This window comes from Caldimonas manganoxidans ATCC BAA-369 (assembly GCF_000381125.1).
GTDB lineage: Bacteria > Pseudomonadota > Gammaproteobacteria > Burkholderiales > Burkholderiaceae_C > Caldimonas > Caldimonas manganoxidans.
Window position 1 is genome coordinate 106,812 of record NZ_KB905934.1, and the last position, 18,161, is coordinate 124,972.

Here is an 18,161-nt window from a genome sequence, read left to right on the forward strand (position 1 = left end):
ATGTCGAATTTGTTTGCTTACGTATAACAGGGTCCCCCACCCCTCAGGAGCTTCCATGAGCCAGAAAGCCTTTGCCAGCCAAGCCGACTTGGCGGACAAGCAAGTGAGTTTCACCCGCTTGTCCGAGCATGCCTATGCCTACACCGCCGAGGGCGATCCCAACACCGGTGTGATCGTCGGCGACGATGCCGTGATGGTGCTCGACACCCAAGCCACGCCGGCCATGGCACAAGACGTGATTCGGCGCATCCGCGAAGTCACCGACAAGCCGATCAAATACGTCGTGCTGACCCACTACCATGCCGTGCGGGTGCTGGGAGCCTCGGCCTACCAGCCCGAACACATCATCGCCAGCCACGACACCTTGGAGCTCATCCGCGAGCGTGGCGAGCAGGACAAAGCCAGCGAAATCGGCCGCTTCCCGCGCCTGTTCCGCAATGTCGAGAGCGTGCCGCCGGGCCTGACCTGGCCCACACTGGCCTTCAGCGGCCGCATGACCATCTGGCTGGGGCGCCTGGAGGTGCAACTGCTGCAACTGGGCCGCGGCCACACCAAGGGCGACACGGTGGCCTGGTTGCCGCAAGAGCGCATCCTGTTCTCCGGGGACTTGGTGGAGTTCGACGCCACCCCCTACGCCGGCGATGCCTACTTCAAGGACTGGCCGCAGACGCTGGACCGCATCGCCGCGCTCGGGCCCGAAAAGCTCGTGCCCGGCCGCGGCGCGGCATTGACCACCCCTGAACAGGTGCAAGCGGCCCTGTCGGGCACACGCAGCTTCATCGCCGACATGTATGCCAGCGTGCAAGAAGGCGTGAAGGCCGGCAAGGATCTCAAAACCATCTACAAGGACACCTACGCCAAACTCAAGCCCAAGTATGGCCACTGGGTGATCTTCGATCACTGCATGCCCTTCGATGTCACGCGCTGCTACGACGAAGTGACGCAGTACCCCGACCCGCGCATTTGGACGGCCGAGCGCGACCGGCAGATGTGGGAGGCGCTGGAGTCATGAAGCTTCGTAACTTGGCCCGCGCCCGCGGCGAGGGCATCGACTACCAAACGGTGAGCTTCGATTACGAGCGCTGCGCCGACCAGGACGCCGGCACGGTGGTGCGTCACCCGGTGGTGGTGGTGGGCGCCGGCCCGGTGGGCATGAGCCTGGCCATCGACCTGGCGCAGCAGGGGGTGCGCGTGGTGCTGCTGGACGCCGACCACAAGCTGTCCGTGGGCTCGCGCGCGATCTGCTTTGCCAAACGCACGCTGGAAATCTTCGACCGCCTGGGTTGCGGCGACCGCATGGTGGCCAAAGGCGTCTCGTGGAACGTGGGCAAGGTCTTCTTCCGCAATGAACAACTCTATGCCTTCGATCTGCTGCCCGAATCGGGCCACGAGCGCCCGGCCTTCATCAACCTGCAGCAGTACTACGTGGAGGGCTACCTGGCCGAGCGCATCGCCGAGCTGCCCTTGATCGAGCTGCGCTGGAGGCATGCGGTCACCGCCGTGCAGCCGCACGGCGACCACGTGATCGTGACCGTGGACACGCCCGAAGGCCCCTACACCCTGCACGCTGACTATCTGATCGCCTGCGACGGCTCGCGCTCGCCGGTGCGCCACATGATCGGGCAGGAAAGCCATGGACGGGTCTTCCATGATCGCTTCCTGATCGCCGATGTGAAGATGCACGCAGACTTCCCGCCCGAGCGCTGGTTCTGGTTCGATCCGCCCTTCCATCCGAACCGCAGCGTGCTGCTGCACCGCCAGCCCGATGATGTCTGGCGCATCGACTTCCAACTCGGTTGGGAGGCCGACCCCGAAGCGGCCAAGCGGCCTGAGAACGTGATCCCGCTGGTCAAGGCGCTGCTCGGCCCGGACGTGCCCTTCGAGTTGGAATGGGTCAGCGTATACACCTTTTCCTGCTCGCGCATGGACCGCTTCCGCCACGGGCGGGTGATCTTCGCCGGCGATGCGGCCCATCTTGTCTCGCCCTTCGGTGCACGCGGCGCCAACTCCGGGGTGCAAGACGCCGAGAACCTGGCCTGGAAGCTGGCGGCCGTGCTGCGGGGCCAAGCCGGCGAGGCCCTGCTCGACAGCTACGGCACCGAGCGCGAATATGCGGCCGACGAGAACATTGGCCACTCCACGCGCGCCACCGACTTCATCACACCCAAGAGCGAGGTCAGCCGTCTGTTCCGCGACGCCGTGCTCGACCTGGCCAAAGACCATGCGTTCGCGCGCCGCCTGGTCAACAGCGGGCGCTTGTCGGTGCCGGCCACGCTGCGGAACTCGCCGCTGAACACCCCCGATGCCGCCCCCTTCGAGGGCCACATGGTGCCTGGGGCGCCGGCCACCGACGCGGCGGTGACCGTGGACGGCCGCCCCACGTGGCTGCTGCGCCAGCTCCATGGCTCGCGCTTTGCCGCCCTCGTGTTCGACGCACCCGATGCGCCGCAGCGCCTGGCCGCAGTGCGCGATGCCGCCGCAGGCCTGGCCGAGCTGGACCTGCTGCTGGTGAGCGACACCGTGCGCCGCATCGAAGGCGCGCGCTGCCTGATCGATACCGAGGGCTTGCTGGCACGGCGCTACGACGGCCGCGCCGGCACCGTGTACCTGCTGCGCCCCGACCAGCATGTGTGCGCCCGTTGGCGCGAGCCCTCCAGCGCGTCGGTGCGCGCCGCGTTACGCCGCGCGCTGGCCCTGCATTGAGGAGGCGCAACACCATGTCCCTCATCACCACCCCGAACCTCGAGGCGCCCGACGACTTCTACCAAGCCTTGATCGAGGCGCACCGCGATCTCAGCACCGCGCAAAGCCACGAACTCAACGCCAAGCTCGTGCTGCTGCTGGCCAACCACATCGGCCACACCGACGTGCTGCGCCAAGCCCTGCAGGCCGCGCGCCACAGCGTACTTTCCTCGACCCACAGCGCAGGATGATGCCCATGAACGACGCCCCCCTGTCTTACCTCAGCGGCTTCGGCAACGAATTCGCCACCGAAGCGATCCCCGGTGCGCTGCCCATCGGGCGCAACAGCCCGCAGCGCGCGCCCTTCGACCTGTATGCCGAGCTGATCTCCGGCACCGCCTTCACCGCGCCGCGTGCCGCCAACCGGCGCACCTGGATGTACCGCCGCCAGCCCTCGGTGGTGACCGGCGCCTACCGGCCCTACGAGCAGCCCTACTGGACCACGGGCGCTGCCGGCGGCGTGGCCGCGCCACCCGAGCCGCTGCGCTGGAACCCCTTTCCGCTGCCCGAAGCCGCGCTCGACTTCGTCGACGGCCTACGCACCATCGTGGCCAACGGCGATGCCGACGCGCAATGCGGCATGGCCGCGCATGTCTACCTGGCCAGCCGCTCGATGGGCCGCCGCGCCCTCATCAACGCCGACGGCGAGATGCTCTTCGTGCCCCAGCAGGGCCGACTGCGCCTGGTCACCGAATTGGGCGTGCTCGAAGCCCGCCCCGGTGAGATCGCCCTGGTGCCGCGTGGCATGGCCTTCAAAGTCGAGCTGCCCGATGGCCCCTCGCGCGGCTATGTGTGCGAAAACTACGGCGCCTTCTTTCGGCTGCCGGAGCTGGGCCCCATCGGCTCCAACGGGCTGGCCAATGCACGCGACTTCCTCGCCCCGGTGGCGGCCTGGGAAGACGGCCGCGGCGACTATGAACTGATCAAAAAGTTCGGCGGGCGGCTGTGGCGCGCGGTGCAAGACCACACGCCCTTCAACGTCGTGGCCTGGCACGGCAATTTGGTGCCGTTCAAATACGACACCGCGCACTTCATGACCATCGGCTCGATCAGCTACGACCATCCCGACCCGTCGATCTTCACCGTGCTGACCTCGCCGTCGGACACCCCGGGCACGGCCAACTGCGACTTCGTGATCTTCCCGCCGCGCTGGATGGTGGCCGAGGACACCTTCCGTCCGCCCTGGTACCACCGCAACCTGATGAGCGAGTTCATGGGCCTGGTCTATGGCCAATACGACGCCAAGCCCGAGGGCTTCAAGCCCGGCGGCGCCTCGCTGCACAACTGCATGGTGCCCCATGGCCCGGACACCGAGGCCTTCGAGAAAGCCAGCACCGCGCCGCTGGTGCCGCACAAGCTGGACAACACCCTGGCCTTCATGTTCGAAAGCCGCTACCGCTTCGTGCCCACCGAATACGCCATGAACAGCGGCACGCTCGACACTGCCTATGCCCAGTGCTGGCAAGGCTTGAAAGACCACTTCCGAGGAGCGCGCGCATGAGCTCTCAGCTGGACGAAACCCATGACCCGACCCTGCAGTCCTGGGTCGAGACGGCCAACGATGCGAGCACCGACTTTCCGATCCAGAACCTGCCGCTGGCCCGGTTCCGCCGCATCGGCAGCCAAGAGCCGTGGCGTGTCGGGGTGGCCATTGGCGACCAGATCGTCGACTTGGCCGCCGCCAGCCGCTGCGGCCTGCTGCCTGCGCCTGTCAGCGCAGCGCTGGCCGCCTGCGAGCAGGGCCACCTCAATGCCTTGATGGCCGCCGGCCGCAGCGTGCGTGTGGCGTTGCGCCGCGCGCTGTCGCAAGGCCTGCGTCGCGGCAGTGCGCAACAAGCCGCGCTGTCGAGCTGCCTGGTGCCACAGGCCCAGGCCGAGTACGCCCTGCCCTGCCGCATCGACGGCTACACCGACTTCTACACCGGCATCCACCACGCCACTGCGGTGGGCCGACTCTTTCGGCCCGACAACCCGCTGCTGCCCAACTACAAATGGGTGCCCATCGCCTACCACGGCCGCACCTCCTCGATCGGCGTGAGCGGCCAACGCTTTCACCGCCCTCTGGGCCAGCTCAAGCCCCCCACGGCTGCGGCCCCGCAGCTTGGCCCCTGCCAGCGCCTGGACTACGAGCTGGAGCTGGGCGTCTTCATCGGCCCGGGCAACGCCCTGGGTGAGCCCCTGTCGATCGAGCAGGCCGAAGACCACGCCTTCGGCTTGGTGCTGCTCAACGACTGGTCCGCACGCGACATCCAGGCTTGGGAGTATCAGCCGCTGGGCCCTTTCCTGTCGAAGAACTTCGCCACCACGATCTCGCCGTGGATCGTCACGATGGAGGCGCTCGAACCGTTCCGCAGCGCCTGGAGCCGCCCCGAAGGGGACCCGCAGCCCTTGCCCTACCTGGATTCGGCCCACACCCGCCAGCGCGGCGCCATCGACATCCACTTGGAAGTGTGGCTGCAGACGGCCCGCATGCGCGAAGACGGCCAGCCTCCCGAGCGGCTGATGGCATCGAACTTCCGTGATGCCTATTGGACCGTGGGCCAAATGATCGCCCACCACAGCATCAACGGCTGCAACCTGCAAAGCGGCGACTTGCTGGGTTCGGGCACCCAGTCCGGTCCTGGAGAGGATCAGGGCGGTTCGCTGATCGAACTTACGTGCGGTGGAAAAAATCCGGTGCGATTAATGAACGGAGAGACTCGCACTTTCCTCGAAGATGGGGATACTGTGGTCTTGCGGGCGCGTTGCCAACGCGAAGGCTGGCGCAGCATCGGGTTCTCCGACTGCGCGGGAACGGTGCTGCCGGCCGTGCCGTATCGCTGAGGCGGGATCCTGCCCCCCACATGCTTCCCAAGATGAAGGAGACTGTCGATGAAACTGTTGCTGAAAACCTGCGCGTTGGCCCTGGCCGCCGCCTGCAGCCTGGCCGCCCAGGCCCAGGACGTGACCCTGCGAGTACACCACTTTTGGCCCGCCCAGGCCATGCCGCCCACCAAGGTGCTGCAGCCGTGGTGCGACAAGATCGCCGCCGATTCCAACCATCGGCTCAAGTGCCAGATCTTCCCGGCCATGCAGCTGGGCGGGACCCCAGCGCAACTGATCGACCAAGCCCGCGACGGCGTGGTCGACATCGCCTTCACGCTGCCTGGCTACACCGCTGGCCGCTTCCCGATCATGGAGGTCTTCGAACTGCCCTTCATGATCCGTTCGGCCGAGGCCGGCTCCAAGGCGGCCTGGGAGTTCTACGAGAAGTACGCGCAGAAGGAGTTTGCCAGCGTCAAGCCGCTGATGTTCGCGGTGCATGAGCCAGGCTATGTGCACACCCGCGACAAGCAGATCAAGACCCTGGCCGACTTCAAGGGTCTGAAGATGCGCGCGCCCACCCGCCAGACCAACCGCTTGCTGGCCAGCCTGGGCGCCTCGCCCGTGGGCATGCCGCTGCCGGCCGTGGCCGAGGCGGTGAACAAGGGCGTGATCGACGGCTTCGTGCTGCCTTGGGAAGTCATCCCCTCGGTGCGCCTGCACGAGATGGTGAAATTCCACACCGAGACGCCGGACAATCGCCCGGCGCTGTACACCTCGGTCTTCGTGCTGGCGATGAACCTGGCCAAGTACAACGGCCTGCCCGCAGACCTGAAGGCCGTGATCGACCGCAACAGCGGCGCGGTGCTGTCGGCATCCGCCGGCAAGACCTGGGATGCCGCCCGCGCCCCCGGTCGCAAGCCCGCCGAGGAGCGCGGCAACACTTTCTACACGCTGCCGGCCGAGGAGGTGGATCATTGGATCAAGGCCTCCGCGCCCCTGTATGACGACTGGGTGGCCGCCATGGACAAAGCCGGTCTGCCGGGCAAGCAGATGCTGGACGATGCCCGCGCGATGCTTGCCAAGCATCAGAAGTAATCCTGTCACGCGCCGCAAGGATCTGGCCGCACAATTCCTGGCCAGGCCGTATCCCAGGGCGGACGCGCCATGCGGCGCGCCCGCCCTTTTTTGGAGCCCTTCGCATGTATCACCTGCTACGCTGGACCGCCATGGTCTTTGCGCTGATCGGCGGCCTGATCGCAGCCTTGGTGGGCTGCATGACGGTGGCCAGCATCCTCAGCCGCACGCTATGGTCCACTCCCATCCAGGGCGATGTGGAACTCACCCAGTTCGGCATCGCGCTGGCCATTTCGCTGTGCCTGCCTTGGTGCCAACTGCACGGCGGCAACATCATCGTCGACTTCTTCACGCTCAAAGCCTCGGCACGCAGCCGCCAGATCCTCGATGCCATCGGCGCGGTCTTGCTGGCCACGATGGTGAGCCTGCTGGCTTGGCGCACCGGCGAAGGTGCCGTCTCGGTGAAGGACGCTGGCGAGACCTCGATGATCATGGGATTGCCGATGTGGATCGTCTATGCCGTGCTGGCGCCGGGTTTCGCCTTGACGGCGCTGATCGCGCTGTATCAGGCCGCCATGCATGTTCTCGGTCGTGAATCGGAGGCCACCGCATGAGTGCCACGACGATCGGCTTGGTGATGTTCGCCGCGATGCTGGGCCTCATGGCCCTGCGCATCCCGATTGCCGCAGCGATGTTCATTCCCGGTGCAGTGGGCTATTGGGCCATGACCAACGAGCTGGCCCTGCTCAACCTGCTCAAGGGTTCGGCCGTGGCGCGCCTGACGGTCTATGACCTGTCGGTGATCCCGCTGTTCCTGCTGATGGGCCAGTTCGCCACCCAAGGCGGGTTGTCGCGCGCGCTGTTCAAGGCCGCGGCGGCCTTCATCGGCCATATCAAGGGCGGTCTGGGCATGGCAGCGATCATGGCCGCTGCTGGCTTTGGCGCGGTATGCGGCTCGTCGGTGGCCACCACGGCCACCATCGGCCAGGTGGCCTATCCGGAGATGAAGTCGCACGGCTACTCGGGCCGACTGTCCACCGGTGTGCTGGCCACCGGGGGCTCGCTGGGCATTCTCATTCCGCCTTCGGTCCCGCTGGTGGTGTATGCCATCCTCACCGAGCAGAACATCGCCAAGTTGTTCGCCGCGGCCTTCGTGCCCGGGCTGATCGCAGTGGCCGGTTACTTGGTGGTGATCGCGCTGTACTGCCGGGTGCGTCCCGATCTGGCCACGGCCTCCGAACCCGTGCCCTGGGCACAGCGTTGGAAAGCGCTGCTGGCGGTGTGGCCGATCGCCACGATCTTCATCGTGGTCTTCGGGGGCATTTACGGCGGCCTTTTCACGCCGACCGAGGGCGCGGCCGTGGGGGCGGTGAGCACCTTCATCGCAGGCCTGGCCTCGCGCGAGCTCAAGCTCGAAGGCATCAAGCGCTCCTTCCTCGGCACGGCCGAGACCTCGGCCATGGTGTTCATGATCTTCCTGGGCGCCGACATGATGAACTCGGCCCTGGCGCTGACCCAGCTGCCGGCCAACCTGGCCGATTGGGTTGCCCATCTGGACGTGCCGCCGCTGGCCATCGTGGCCACGCTGCTGGCCTTCTACGTGGTGCTGTGCTGCGTGATGGACGAGCTGTCGATGCTGCTGCTGACCATCCCGGTGGTCTTCCCGGCCATCATGGGCCTGGATCTGTTCGGTCTGGACCCGCAGGAAAAAGCCATCTGGTTCGGCGTGTTGGTGCTGATGATCGTGCAGATCGGCCTGATCACGCCGCCGGTGGGCCTGAACGTTTACGTGGTCAACAGCGTGTGCAAAGACGTGCCGATGAGCGAGACCTACCGCGGCGTGGTGCCCTTCCTCGTCAGCGACTTCTTGCGCGTGGCACTGCTGCTGTTCTTCCCCATCGTCACGCTGGGCGCGGTGCGCTGGTTGTTCGGTTGATGTCAAGCCGGCCGCGCCTGGCGCGCGGCCAGCAGCTCATCGACCAGGCGCAGCACCTCGCGCACGTCCACCGGCTTGACGAGGTAGCGCTGCGCCCCAGCACGCAGCAACGACTCGATCTGGTCTTGCACGGCATCGGCCGAGACCACCACCACCGGCACCTGGGCCGTGTGCGGGTCGCTGCGCAATTGTTGCAGCACTTCCAGGCCGTGCATGTCGGGCAGATGCAGGTCGAGCAAGACCAGATCGGGCCGCTGCGCGCGTATCCTGGCCAGGCCCTCGACACCAGTGCCCGAAACACTCAGCTCGATCTGCGGCCGCTGGGCCAACACGCCGCGCATCACCTCGGCGTTGATCTCGTTGTCTTCGATGTAGTGCACCCGGCTGAGGCCATACGAGGGCATGGCCGGCCCCAGTTCACCAAAACCAGACACCCCGCTCGGGGCGGCCGCGGCGCTGGGCAGCTCCAAGGTGAAGGTGGAGCCTTCGCCTTCGACCGAGTGCGCATGCAGCTGCCCGCCCATGCCCTCGGCCAGCCGCCGGCTGATCACCAGGCCAATGCCGGTGCCCGGCGCACCGGTATGCTCCCGGCCCAAGCGGTTGAAGGGCTCGAAGAGATGGGCCAGTTGTTCTTGACTCATGCCCATGCCGGTGTCGCGGATATGAATGGCCACCGCCGCGCCGCCGGGATGCTCCGGCCGAGACCGTTCGCTGGCTTCGATCCACACCCGCCCGCCCTCACGGTTGTACTTCACCGCATTGCTCAGCAAGTTGGTAAGGATTTGCTTGACCCGTGTGGCATCGCCCATCACGGCCAAGCCGCGCAGGTGATCCTCGTCGAACACGATCTGCACGCCGCGCTGCACGGCCTCGGCCTGCACCAGCGCCACGGACTCCTTCAAGAGCTTGTGCAGCGGCAAAGCCTCGGTGTGTAGCTTGATCGTGCCCAGATCGATGCGCGAAAGATCGAGCACATCGTTGATCATGTCCAGCAAGTGCCAGCCGGCTTTTTGGATCTGCGCCAGCCACTCGCGCTGCGGGCCCGTCAAAGCCGACGCGCCTTCCAGACCCAACAACTGCGCAAAGCCCAGCATGGCGTTCAGCGGCGTGCGCAGCTCATGGCTCATGCGCGAGAGGAAGTCGCTCTTGGCCCGGTTGGCGGCTTCGGCCAATTCGCGGGCGCGCTCGGCATCCTCCAAGCGCAAACGCTCGCTGATGTCTTCGACCACCCCGACGGTGCGATACGGCCGACCTTCGGCATCGAACAGCGGACGCACTTGCACTCTCACCCAGCGCACCTGGCCGCCGCGCGTGACATAACGCTTGGTGCGGCGATAAAACGGCAGCTCCCCACGGGCCATGCGCTCCAACAACTGAGCATCGGCGCTGCGATCCTGAGGGTCGGTCAGATCCGCCGTGGACATCATGCTCAACTCCTCGGCGCTGTAGCCGGTGAGCTGGCAAAAGCCCGGATTGGCCTGGATGATGCGGCCTTGCAAATCGGTGTAGACGATGCCTGCGGGCACCGTGTTGAAAATGTTGCGCAGGCGCTGCTCGCTTTCGCGCAGGGCGGCCTCGGCGCTGCTGCGCTCGGCAATTTCCCGTTGAAGCTGCGCGGTGCGCTCGCGCACCGCGGCCTCCACACGGCGGGTGCGGCCGGTGAGCGTGAGCAACAGCACGCCCAGCATGGTGGCCGCCAGCAGCATGGCCATCGCAAAGGCCCAAAGGTTCCACGGCGCGCCCCCCGGCAAGCGGCTTTCGTCCACGCGCACGCGCAGCATCCAGTGGCGCCCAGCCAAGTCGAAAGGAACGTCCACCACGCGCAGCCCGGCGGCACGGTCTTGGGCCGCGTCGCAGCCGGCCGCCCCGGCCAGGCGCCGAGGCGCGAACGCCTGCGCCCCAGGCTCCGAAGGTCCCCGGTCCACCAGGCACAGACTCAGATGCTCGGCCAAAGGGTTGGCCACACTGCGCAGCGCATCGTCCATGCGCAAGGTGAGGAACACCACGCCTTGCGTGGCGCGCAGCCGCTCCTCGGCCGATCGGGCCTCGCCTGCGTAGACCGGGCGATAGAGCACCACACCGACCTGGTCGTGCGTCTCCTGCGTGAGCCGAAACCCCGCAGAGGCCACGATGCGGTTGTGCCGGCGCGCGCGCTCGATGGCTGCGGCCGCCGCCGGGATGGTCAGCACATTGACCCCGAGCGCCGCCGCATTGCGCGCCATCGGTTCGATGTATTGCATCACCATGGCCTCGTCAGCCGGCGGCGGCACGCCCTCGGAGCGATTGAACACGCGGAAATCGGTCAAGCCCTCGGCCCGGACTTGCGCCTCGAAGTCCGGCAGGTCTTGCACGCGCACACGGCGATGCCAGCCCAAGGCCTGCACCCCCTCCAGACGGCTCAGCCATGGCTCGGCGGCCCGTCGAAACTCGCTGCGCGTGACCCCGTCGGAGGCGACGAACACGCCGTGCACCGCATCCAGCACGTCGAGATAGCGCTGAAATTCACGCTGCACGCGGTCGGCCGCCAAAGCGGCGTCGCGCATGGCCGCCACATCGCGGCGTTGCCGCTCTTGCTGGCCCACCTCATGGATGGCCAGCGCCATCATCAGCGTGACGGCTGCCAGCGGCACGGCCACCGTCAAGCGCCGCGGCCGCCAAGCCTCGGCCGGTTGCGCCAAGAAACTCAGCACCACCGGCGCGGTCACCCAGACCCCCAGGGTGTGACCGCCCCACCAAGTCCACCACGTCAAGGCCCACGTTGCCGAGGGCTGCGACTGCACGAGGGACAGGGCCAGGGTGCCAGCGCTGGCACCGACCACACAGGCCACCGGCCCGGCCAGTCCCATGAAGCGCAGGATCTCCCCGGGCGCCTCCAGCGCGGGCGTGCGCCCGAGCCGCCGGCGGACCAGGGCGGCCCCGACCCAAGCCTGCAAGCCCGCCCCCAGCCCCACGATCGCCGGCACGACCCACGCCTGGGCCCCTGGCTGCAGGGCCGACCCATGCAGCACCGGCGTGAGCACGGCGCTGGTCAGCGCAACGACCGGCCAGACCCGCGCCCCCCACACCAGGGTACAGGCCAAGGCCCAGCCCGCCGCCGGAAACAGGGGCGAGGCCAAGCCCTGGGGCAAGGACAACCACGAGGCCGCCACACTGAGCAGCGCATAGCCCGCCGCCGTGACGATCGACGCAAGCACCACCGTGCGGACAGGGCCAGGAATCATCGTGACAAGGGAGGCAATGACAGGCCCGCCCGGGATCGACCGCCATTCCACCAGGGACGGGAAGGAATGCGCAGCGTACCACCCGTTGCTGCGGCCGTGCAAAGCCCCGCGCAGGCCCTTGCCCTGAGCACAGCCTCGGGTTACCGTGTGGGCCGAAAGGACTTCCCGGATGCCCCGTCTGCCCCTCCTGCTCGTGCTGGGCCTGGCTGCCCTGCTGGCGGCCTGTGCCTCCACGCCCGACCCTGCCGCGCCGGTGGACTTGCGCGGCCAAGTCCCTTGGGCCCGTTATGTCGGCACGTTGCCCTGTGCCGATTGCGCGGGCGTGCGCACCGACCTGACCCTGTACCGTCAAGGCACAGAGCCGCTGGGCTATGCCTTGGTCGAAACCTACCGCGGCACCCGCAACGGCGACCGCCGCCTCGAGCGCACCGGCCGCTGGAGGCTGCAGCCCAGCGGCCAAGCCGAACTGGCCTTGCTCACCCTGGACCCCGGCGTGCCCGAGCGCGAACGCCATTTCGCTCAGGTGGGCGAACTCGTGCTGCGTGCGCTGGATCGGGCTGGCCACGAACTGCCAGCCCACCTGCCCCGCAGCTTGGTGCGCGTGCCCGACGACGTGCCTGCCGACGCGCCGGTGCTCACCCTCTCCGACAGCCGCAGCCTCACCGATCTGGCCGTGGACGGCCAACTCGTGCTGCTGCTGCCGGCCAACCGGGCCATGGGCTATGGCTGGCGCATGGTGCCCGATCCGAACGCCGTGCTCGAAGCTCGGGGCGCGCCCGCCTTCGTGAGCGATCCGGCCAGCGCCGCGCGGGTGGCCGCCCCGGGGCTGGAGGTGTTCTACTTCCACGCGCCGGTGGCTGGGCAGCAGATCCTGCGCCTGGAGTACCGGCGCAGCTGGGACCCCTCCACGGCGCAAACGCCATCGGTCACTTTCACCGTGCGGGTGCGGTGAGGACGGGCCTCAAGGTCCGACGTCCCACAGCCATTGCAGCACGCTCTTGACGATGAAGCCGAGCATGCCGAATGCCAGCACGAAGAACAGCACGAAGGTGCCGAAACGCCCCGCCTGGGACTTGCGCGCCAGATCCCAGATGATGAACAGCATGAAGGCGATGAACGCCGCCAGCCCGATGGTCACGCCGTAATGCGAGAACTGTTCCTCGGTCATGCCATGCGCCTCAGCTCCGCTCGGGCCAGGCCGAGGCATCCACCAGCTCGGTGTAGGCATGCCAGCTGGCATGCCCCAGCAGCGGCACGCACCACACCAACCCCACCAAGGTGAGCAGCCCCAGCGCCGTGCACGCGAAGATCACGCCGGCCCACAGACACATCGTCAGCGGGTTGTGTCCCACGGCACGCACGCTGGTCAACACCGCCACCGACAGTGGCACGCGCCGCTCCAGCAGCATCGGGATGGCCACCACCGAGATCGCAAACACCCAAGCGGCCAGCAAACCGCCGGCCAACAGCCACAGCAGGAACAAATGACCACGCTGCATCACATCGGCCGAGCGCAACACGCGCGGGCTGAAAAAGCCCTGCAAGCCGGCCCAGGGTTCACCGGCCATGGCCAGCACCACCAGCGCCGAAAAGCCCACCCACAGCGTGCCGATGAGCGCCAGCAGCAGCGCAAAGCGCAGCAACGCGCCGCTGAGCCGCCAAGCCCGCGCCACGTCGGCCCAGCTCGGCCGGCTGCCTTGCGCCAAGCGGCGGCTGATCTGGTACAGCCCGGTGGCCAGCAGCGGCCCCACCAGCAAGAAGCCGCTGTAGCCACCGACCAAGACGCCGAAATGCCGCCACCCCAGCAAGGTGATCGCCACCGACCCCAGCATCACCACCAGCCCGTGGACGAGGCTCAGGCCCCAGGCACGCACCACGTCGCGCTGACCGGCCGCCAACCAATGCAGCGGCCGACTGAGCGCGACGACCCGCACCGGCGGTAGGGCATCGGTCGGGCGTGTCATGCGCCGCAGCCCGGGGTCGGTCGATGATGCGTATCGCCCAGGCAGGCTGCCGTGGCACTGGGACCGATGCCCTCGGGCTCTTGCGCCAGCTCGGCCAGGATGCGGCATTGCGCGCTGGGCCGGGCCTGACGGCACAGGCGCTCCAGCGCCTGGAGCTGTTCGGCCAACTGGGCCAGCTCGTCCATGCGCTGCTGCACATGCGCCAGGTGCTGCCGCACCAGCTCGTTGGCTGCGGCGCAATCGGCTTGCGGATCATCGCGCACGCGCAACAGTGCGCGGATCTCCTCCAGCGACAAATCGAGCGCCCGGCAGTGACGGATGAAGCGCAAGCGCGCCACATGAGACTCGTCGTAGCGCCGGTAATTGCTGCCAGTGCGTGCCGGCGGCGGCATCAGCCCCGCTTTCTCGTAGTAGCGCACCGTCTCCACGGGAGTGTGGGCGCGTTGGGCCAGTTCACTGATTTTCATGCTTGACTCCGGAGCCGCTCCAGGGTTTGCAATGACTCTACGCCGAAACCCCAACCCTGCACCCTTGCGAGGAATTCGATCATGTCTGCCCATTGCCATGACCATGCCTGCCCGTCGTCGAACGCCCACGACCCGGGCTGGCGCCGCGCCCTGTGGATCGCCCTGGTGCTCAATGCGGCCATGTTCGGCTTGGAATTCTGGGGCGGCTGGCAGGCCGACTCGGCGGCCTTGCTGGCCGATGCGCTGGACTTCGCCGGGGATGCGCTCAACTACGGACTGTCGCTGGCCGTGTTGCATTGGGCTGCCGTGTGGGCTTCGCGCGTGGCATGGCTCAAGGGCTGGACGATGGGGCTGTATGGGCTCGGCGTCTTGGCATACGCAGCGCATCTGGCCTGGACCGGCTCGACCCCGCAGCCGCCCACGATGGGCCTCATCGGCATGCTGGCCCTGGGCACCAACGTGGCCGTGGCCGTGCTGTTGTACCGCTACCGCGGAGGCGATGCCAACGCGCAATCGGTATGGCTGTGCTCGCGCAATGACGCCATCGGCAACGCCCTGGTGATGCTGGCCGCGCTGGGTGTGTGGGGTTCCGGCACGGCCTGGCCCGACCTCATCGTCGCCAGCGTGATGGCCGCGCTGGGCATCAGCGCGGCCTGGCGGGTCGTCGCCCAGGCACGGCAAGAATTGAAAGGCCAGGCGCACACCGCCTGAGCCCGCCTCAGCGCGTGCCACAGCCTGCGCTGCCACAGTGGGACATCGGCACATCCGGCACAGGCTGTGCGGCTGAGGTCGGCCGCAGCGTGCCAGTGGCCGTGTCGAAGCCCACCTGCTCGCAATGCCAAGCCAAGGCGGCATCCATCATCTGGGCGTGCTGCACGAACCATGTGGCCAACTCATCGGCCAGGCGCCGCACCAGGGACAGGTCCTGCGCTGCCTGCTGCTCCACCTGACGCATCAGTGCCAGCACCATGGCATGCTGACGCTGGTGACAATTGTCCGGCGCAAAACCGGTGGCGGCCATCCAAGCGTCTTCCTGGCCGAAATGGGCCTCGGTATGCTCGATGAGCGCACGCAGCGCCGGCCGCAAGGCGTCGTCACGGGCCGCTTGCAGCGCCTGCAGCCGCTGGACGAATTCTTCATGGGTGCGGTCCATGGCGTCATTGCCAAGGACCAGGGCATCAGACCATTGCAGCAGCTCAGACATGGGCGGCGGCCTTTGGGGAACGGACCACCAGCCTAATGGCCCGGCCCATGCCGGGCCTTGCTGCAGATCAAGTCTTGCGCATCAGGCCCCCAGCCGTGCCCGATGGCGCTCCACCTGCGCGCGCACCTGGGCCGGGGCGGTGCCGCCCAGAATGTTGCGGGCCTCCAGCGAGCCGCGCAGCGACAGCACCTCGTACACATCCTCGCCCACCAGGGGCGAGAAGCTTTGCAACGTGGCCAGCGGCAGTTGCGACAAGTCCACCCCCAGGCCGATGGCCGTCTTCACCGCATGCGCCACCACCTCATGGGCATCGCGGAAGGGCAGGCCCTTTTTGACCAGATAGTCGGCCAAGTCCGTGGCCGTGGCATAGCCCTTCAGCGCGGCACGCTCCATCGCCTCGGGTTTGACGACGATGCCGCCCACCAGCTCGACGAAAATGCGCAGCGTATCCTTCAAGGTATCCACCGTGTCGAACAGCGGCTCCTTGTCTTCCTGGTTGTCCTTGTTGTAGGCCAAGGGCTGGCCCTTCATCAGCGTGAGCAAGCCCATCAGGTGGCCCACCACGCGGCCGGTTTTGCCGCGCGCCAACTCGGGCACGTCGGGGTTCTTTTTCTGCGGCATGATGGACGAGCCGGTGCAGAAGCGGTCGGCCATGTCGATGAAACCAAAGCTTTGGCTCATCCACAACACGAGCTCCTCGCTCAGGCGCGACACATGCACCATGACCAGCGCAGCCGCTGCGGTGAATTCGATGGCGAAATCTCGATCGCTCACCGCATCCAGCGAGTTCTGGCACACCCCGTCCATGCCCAGCGTGCGCGCCACGCGCTGGCGGTCTAGCGGGTAGCTGGTGCCAGCCAAGGCCGCGGCCCCCAGCGGCAGGCGGTTGACGCGGCGGCGCACATCGGCCATGCGCTCGGCATCGCGCGCGAACATCTCCACATAGGCCAGCATGTGGTGACCAAAGCTCACCGGCTGGGCCACTTGCAGGTGCGTGAAACCCGGCATGATCACCTCGGCATGCCGCTCGGCCAGGTCCACCAACGCCTTTTGCAGCTCGGCAAGCAGTGCACCGATCACGTCGATCTCATCGCGCAACCACAGACGCACATCGGTAGCCACCTGGTCGTTGCGACTGCGGCCGGTGTGCAGCCGCTTGCCCGCATCGCCAATGAGCTGGGTCAGGCGGGCCTCGATGTTCAGGTGCACATCCTCCAGGTCGAGCTTCCACTGGAAAGCGCCGGATTCGATCTCCTGCGTGATGATGGCCATGCCGCGCTGGATGGCCGCATGGTCCTCGGCGGAAATCACCCCTTGGGCGGCCAGCATCTCGGCATGGGCCAGCGAGCCCTGAATGTCGGCGCGCCACAAGCGCTGGTCAAAGAACACGCTGGCGGTGTAGCGCTTGACCAGCTCGCTCATCGGTTCGGAGAAGAGCGCAGACCAGGCTTCGGATTTTTTATCGAGTTGGTTGGCGGACATGTCGGATGAACGGCACAGGCCGGCTGGATGGACGCTTCAGCGGCGGCTTGCCGCATCGGCCGAGCGTCCGGGAGAATCGGAGCAGCGGCGGCCAAAGGCTCGGGCCGCCTTGGAACCGTTCGATTTTAGGGGCTCGGCGATCGAGCCCAAGGAGAGTGCCCGCTTGTCCCGTCCCGGCCCCTTGCCATCGCCTGCGAACCCATCGACCCGCCCGTTCGGCACCACCATCTTCGACCAATTGCAACCGGGGGGGGCGGCCGCGCAAGCGGCCTCGTCGCCCTTCGATGTGTGCCACGTCGGCGTGGTGCTGCGCTCGGTGCTGTTCGTGCATGCGGTGGTGGGCGTGGCCGTGAGCTTCGTCGCGGGCAGCTGGTCGGACTGGCTGCTGGCCCTGGCCCATGGCGCGGCCGTGGCCCTGCCAGCCACCTTGCTGTGGCTGGTGCTGTGTTGTGCGCTCAAACGGCTGCTGGTGCGAGCATCCGCCCCGGTGCAATGGGTGGTCGCCATCGGCCTGGGCGCCATCTGTGGCGCCTATGGCTGGTGGCAAGTGGGGTGGGTGGAGCTGCCCCTGACCCAAGCCGTCCACGGCGTGGCCCCGTTGCTGGCCGGCGCGGGGCTGTCGGCCATGATGTTCTATGCCCTGAAGCTGCGCTCTCGCAGCCAGTTGCCGGCGGTCACGCGCGCCCGGCTGGCCGAGTTGCAGTCTCGCATCCGACCGCATTTCCTGTTCAATACGCTGAATGCGGCCATCGCGCTGGTGAGGGTCGATCCGGCGCGCGCCGAGGCCGTGCTGGAGGACCTGTCCGAATTGTTCCGCGTGGCCCTGATCGAATCCGGCCATGCGGTCACCCTGGCCGAGGAAGTGGACCTCGCCCGGCGGTATCTGGCCATCGAACAGATCCGCTTCGGCCAACGGCTGCGTGTCGAATGGGACTTGGACCCCGCCGCCGGCGAAGTGCGTGTGCCTCCACTGGTGCTACAACCCCTGGTGGAAAACGCCGTGCGGCATGGCATCGAGCCCGCGCCCGAGGGCGGCTATGTGCGCATCCGCACCCAGGTGCGCGGCTCGCTGGCCGTGCTGACCGTGACCAACTCGCTACCGCCGACGGCCCCATCGCCCACGACGGGCCACGGCATGGCCCTGCGCAACGTGAAGGAGCGCCTGCGGCTGATGCACGACGTCAGCGCCCAGTTCGCCGCCGGCCCGGATCATGGCACCTGGCGCGTGCACATCGCCGTGCCGTTGAGAAGCTGAGAAGATCGACC

Annotated in this window: 17 protein-coding genes; 11 read left to right on the plus strand and 6 right to left on the minus strand. The window is 67.4% G+C overall.

All coding sequences use genetic code 11. The features are described from left to right. The first annotated feature begins 55 nt into the window (after positions 1 to 55). The 8 genes from F615_RS0105380 to F615_RS0105415 all read left to right on the plus strand — a co-directional run bounded on the left by F615_RS0105380 (position 56) and on the right by F615_RS0105415 (position 8,557). Complete coding sequence (locus F615_RS0105380) at positions 56 to 1,012, plus strand: MBL fold metallo-hydrolase (RefSeq protein WP_019560151.1); 957 nt, start codon at positions 56 to 58, stop codon at positions 1,010 to 1,012. After that, a complete protein-coding gene (locus F615_RS0105385) occupies positions 1,009 to 2,703 on the plus strand; it encodes an FAD-dependent oxidoreductase (protein WP_019560152.1) in 1,695 nt (564 codons plus the stop codon). The genes F615_RS0105380 and F615_RS0105385 overlap by 4 nt, the downstream gene beginning before the upstream one ends. Positions 2,704 to 2,717: 14 nt before the next feature. Continuing rightward, on the plus strand, positions 2,718 to 2,933 hold the full coding sequence (locus tag F615_RS0105390) for a DUF2783 domain-containing protein (RefSeq protein ID WP_019560153.1): 216 nt from the start codon (positions 2,718 to 2,720) through the stop codon (positions 2,931 to 2,933). 5 nt (positions 2,934 to 2,938) lie between these two features. Beyond that, complete coding sequence (gene hmgA / locus F615_RS0105395; RefSeq protein ID WP_019560154.1) at positions 2,939 to 4,243, plus strand: homogentisate 1,2-dioxygenase; 1,305 nt, start codon at positions 2,939 to 2,941, stop codon at positions 4,241 to 4,243. Then, positions 4,240 to 5,565, plus strand: coding sequence for a fumarylacetoacetase (gene fahA, locus F615_RS0105400; protein ID WP_019560155.1), 1,326 nt, complete (start codon positions 4,240 to 4,242; stop codon positions 5,563 to 5,565). Before hmgA ends, fahA begins: the two co-directional genes overlap by 4 nt. Positions 5,566 to 5,613: 48 nt before the next feature. Further along, positions 5,614 to 6,642 (plus strand): TRAP transporter substrate-binding protein, encoded by a 1,029-nt coding sequence (locus F615_RS0105405; RefSeq protein WP_019560156.1) that lies wholly within the window; start codon positions 5,614 to 5,616, stop codon positions 6,640 to 6,642. 104 nt (positions 6,643 to 6,746) lie between these two features. Beyond that, positions 6,747 to 7,235 carry a TRAP transporter small permease gene (locus F615_RS17815; protein ID WP_019560157.1) on the plus strand — a complete coding sequence of 163 codons (489 nt, stop codon included), beginning with the start codon at positions 6,747 to 6,749 and terminating at the stop codon, positions 7,233 to 7,235. Beyond that, the gene (locus F615_RS0105415) at positions 7,232 to 8,557 is read left to right on the plus strand and encodes a TRAP transporter large permease (RefSeq protein ID WP_019560158.1); all 1,326 of its coding nucleotides are present in this window, start codon (positions 7,232 to 7,234) and stop codon (positions 8,555 to 8,557) included. Before F615_RS17815 ends, F615_RS0105415 begins: the two co-directional genes overlap by 4 nt. Before the next feature lie 2 nt (positions 8,558 to 8,559). On the opposite strand, the gene F615_RS0105420 is transcribed toward F615_RS0105415, so the two are convergent. Next, complete coding sequence (locus F615_RS0105420; protein WP_019560159.1) at positions 8,560 to 11,778, minus strand: CHASE domain-containing protein; 3,219 nt, start codon at positions 11,776 to 11,778, stop codon at positions 8,560 to 8,562. Positions 11,779 to 11,947: 169 nt separating this feature from the next. Between F615_RS0105420 and F615_RS19355 the strand changes: the two genes are divergently transcribed. Further along, positions 11,948 to 12,730 carry a protease inhibitor I42 family protein gene (locus tag F615_RS19355; protein WP_019560160.1) on the plus strand — a complete coding sequence of 261 codons (783 nt, stop codon included), beginning with the start codon at positions 11,948 to 11,950 and terminating at the stop codon, positions 12,728 to 12,730. A gap of 9 nt (positions 12,731 to 12,739) precedes the next feature. On the opposite strand, the gene F615_RS0105430 is transcribed toward F615_RS19355, so the two are convergent. From F615_RS0105430 to cadR, 3 genes are read right to left on the minus strand one after another with little or no spacing between them, the layout of a single operon-like run. Further along, positions 12,740 to 12,946 (minus strand): DUF2788 domain-containing protein, encoded by a 207-nt coding sequence (locus F615_RS0105430; protein ID WP_019560161.1) that lies wholly within the window; start codon positions 12,944 to 12,946, stop codon positions 12,740 to 12,742. Between the two features lie 10 nt (positions 12,947 to 12,956). Then, a complete protein-coding gene (locus F615_RS0105435; protein ID WP_026330055.1) occupies positions 12,957 to 13,742 on the minus strand; it encodes a DUF2189 domain-containing protein in 786 nt (261 codons plus the stop codon). Further along, positions 13,739 to 14,209 carry a Cd(II)/Pb(II)-responsive transcriptional regulator gene (cadR, locus tag F615_RS0105440; RefSeq protein WP_019560163.1) on the minus strand — a complete coding sequence of 157 codons (471 nt, stop codon included), beginning with the start codon at positions 14,207 to 14,209 and terminating at the stop codon, positions 13,739 to 13,741. Before cadR ends, F615_RS0105435 begins: the two co-directional genes overlap by 4 nt. An 81-nt stretch (positions 14,210 to 14,290) precedes the next feature. Here cadR and F615_RS0105445 point away from each other — a divergent pair, with 81 nt between their 5' ends. Then, the gene (locus F615_RS0105445; protein ID WP_019560164.1) at positions 14,291 to 14,920 is read left to right on the plus strand and encodes a cation efflux transmembrane domain-containing protein; all 630 of its coding nucleotides are present in this window, start codon (positions 14,291 to 14,293) and stop codon (positions 14,918 to 14,920) included. A 7-nt stretch (positions 14,921 to 14,927) separates the two neighbouring features. Here the strand turns inward: F615_RS0105445 and F615_RS0105450 are convergent, their stop codons facing one another. Together F615_RS0105450 and argH are read right to left on the minus strand one after the other, a co-directional pair. Continuing rightward, the gene (locus F615_RS0105450; RefSeq protein WP_019560165.1) at positions 14,928 to 15,413 is read right to left on the minus strand and encodes a hemerythrin domain-containing protein; all 486 of its coding nucleotides are present in this window, start codon (positions 15,411 to 15,413) and stop codon (positions 14,928 to 14,930) included. 81 nt (positions 15,414 to 15,494) lie between these two features. After that, positions 15,495 to 16,895 carry an argininosuccinate lyase gene (argH, locus tag F615_RS0105455; protein ID WP_019560166.1) on the minus strand — a complete coding sequence of 467 codons (1,401 nt, stop codon included), beginning with the start codon at positions 16,893 to 16,895 and terminating at the stop codon, positions 15,495 to 15,497. A 163-nt stretch (positions 16,896 to 17,058) separates the two neighbouring features. On the opposite strand from argH, the gene F615_RS0105460 reads away from it, so the two are divergent. After that, entirely contained in the window at positions 17,059 to 18,150 is a 1,092-nt protein-coding gene (locus F615_RS0105460; RefSeq protein ID WP_245558326.1) for a sensor histidine kinase, read from the plus strand. Positions 18,151 to 18,161: the final 11 nt, after the last annotated feature.

What these genes read in the sequence shown, in the direction of transcription:
- F615_RS0105380 (WP_019560151.1), top strand. Translation starts at nt 56, where the DNA reads ATGAGCCAGAAAGCCTTTGCCAGCCAAGCCGACTTGGCGGACAAGCAA.
- F615_RS0105385 (WP_019560152.1), top strand. Translation starts at nt 1,009, where the DNA reads ATGAAGCTTCGTAACTTGGCCCGCGCCCGCGGCGAGGGCATCGACTAC.
- F615_RS0105390 (WP_019560153.1), top strand. Translation starts at nt 2,718, where the DNA reads ATGTCCCTCATCACCACCCCGAACCTCGAGGCGCCCGACGACTTCTAC.
- hmgA (WP_019560154.1), top strand. Translation starts at nt 2,939, where the DNA reads ATGAACGACGCCCCCCTGTCTTACCTCAGCGGCTTCGGCAACGAATTC.
- fahA (WP_019560155.1), top strand. Translation starts at nt 4,240, where the DNA reads ATGAGCTCTCAGCTGGACGAAACCCATGACCCGACCCTGCAGTCCTGG.
- F615_RS0105405 (WP_019560156.1), top strand. Translation starts at nt 5,614, where the DNA reads ATGAAACTGTTGCTGAAAACCTGCGCGTTGGCCCTGGCCGCCGCCTGC.
- F615_RS17815 (WP_019560157.1), top strand. Translation starts at nt 6,747, where the DNA reads ATGTATCACCTGCTACGCTGGACCGCCATGGTCTTTGCGCTGATCGGC.
- F615_RS0105415 (WP_019560158.1), top strand. Translation starts at nt 7,232, where the DNA reads ATGAGTGCCACGACGATCGGCTTGGTGATGTTCGCCGCGATGCTGGGC.
- F615_RS0105420 (WP_019560159.1), bottom strand. Translation starts at nt 11,778, where the DNA reads ATGATTCCTGGCCCTGTCCGCACGGTGGTGCTTGCGTCGATCGTCACG.
- F615_RS19355 (WP_019560160.1), top strand. Translation starts at nt 11,948, where the DNA reads ATGCCCCGTCTGCCCCTCCTGCTCGTGCTGGGCCTGGCTGCCCTGCTG.
- F615_RS0105430 (WP_019560161.1), bottom strand. Translation starts at nt 12,946, where the DNA reads ATGACCGAGGAACAGTTCTCGCATTACGGCGTGACCATCGGGCTGGCG.
- F615_RS0105435 (WP_026330055.1), bottom strand. Translation starts at nt 13,742, where the DNA reads ATGACACGCCCGACCGATGCCCTACCGCCGGTGCGGGTCGTCGCGCTC.
- cadR (WP_019560163.1), bottom strand. Translation starts at nt 14,209, where the DNA reads ATGAAAATCAGTGAACTGGCCCAACGCGCCCACACTCCCGTGGAGACG.
- F615_RS0105445 (WP_019560164.1), top strand. Translation starts at nt 14,291, where the DNA reads ATGTCTGCCCATTGCCATGACCATGCCTGCCCGTCGTCGAACGCCCAC.
- F615_RS0105450 (WP_019560165.1), bottom strand. Translation starts at nt 15,413, where the DNA reads ATGTCTGAGCTGCTGCAATGGTCTGATGCCCTGGTCCTTGGCAATGAC.
- argH (WP_019560166.1), bottom strand. Translation starts at nt 16,895, where the DNA reads ATGTCCGCCAACCAACTCGATAAAAAATCCGAAGCCTGGTCTGCGCTC.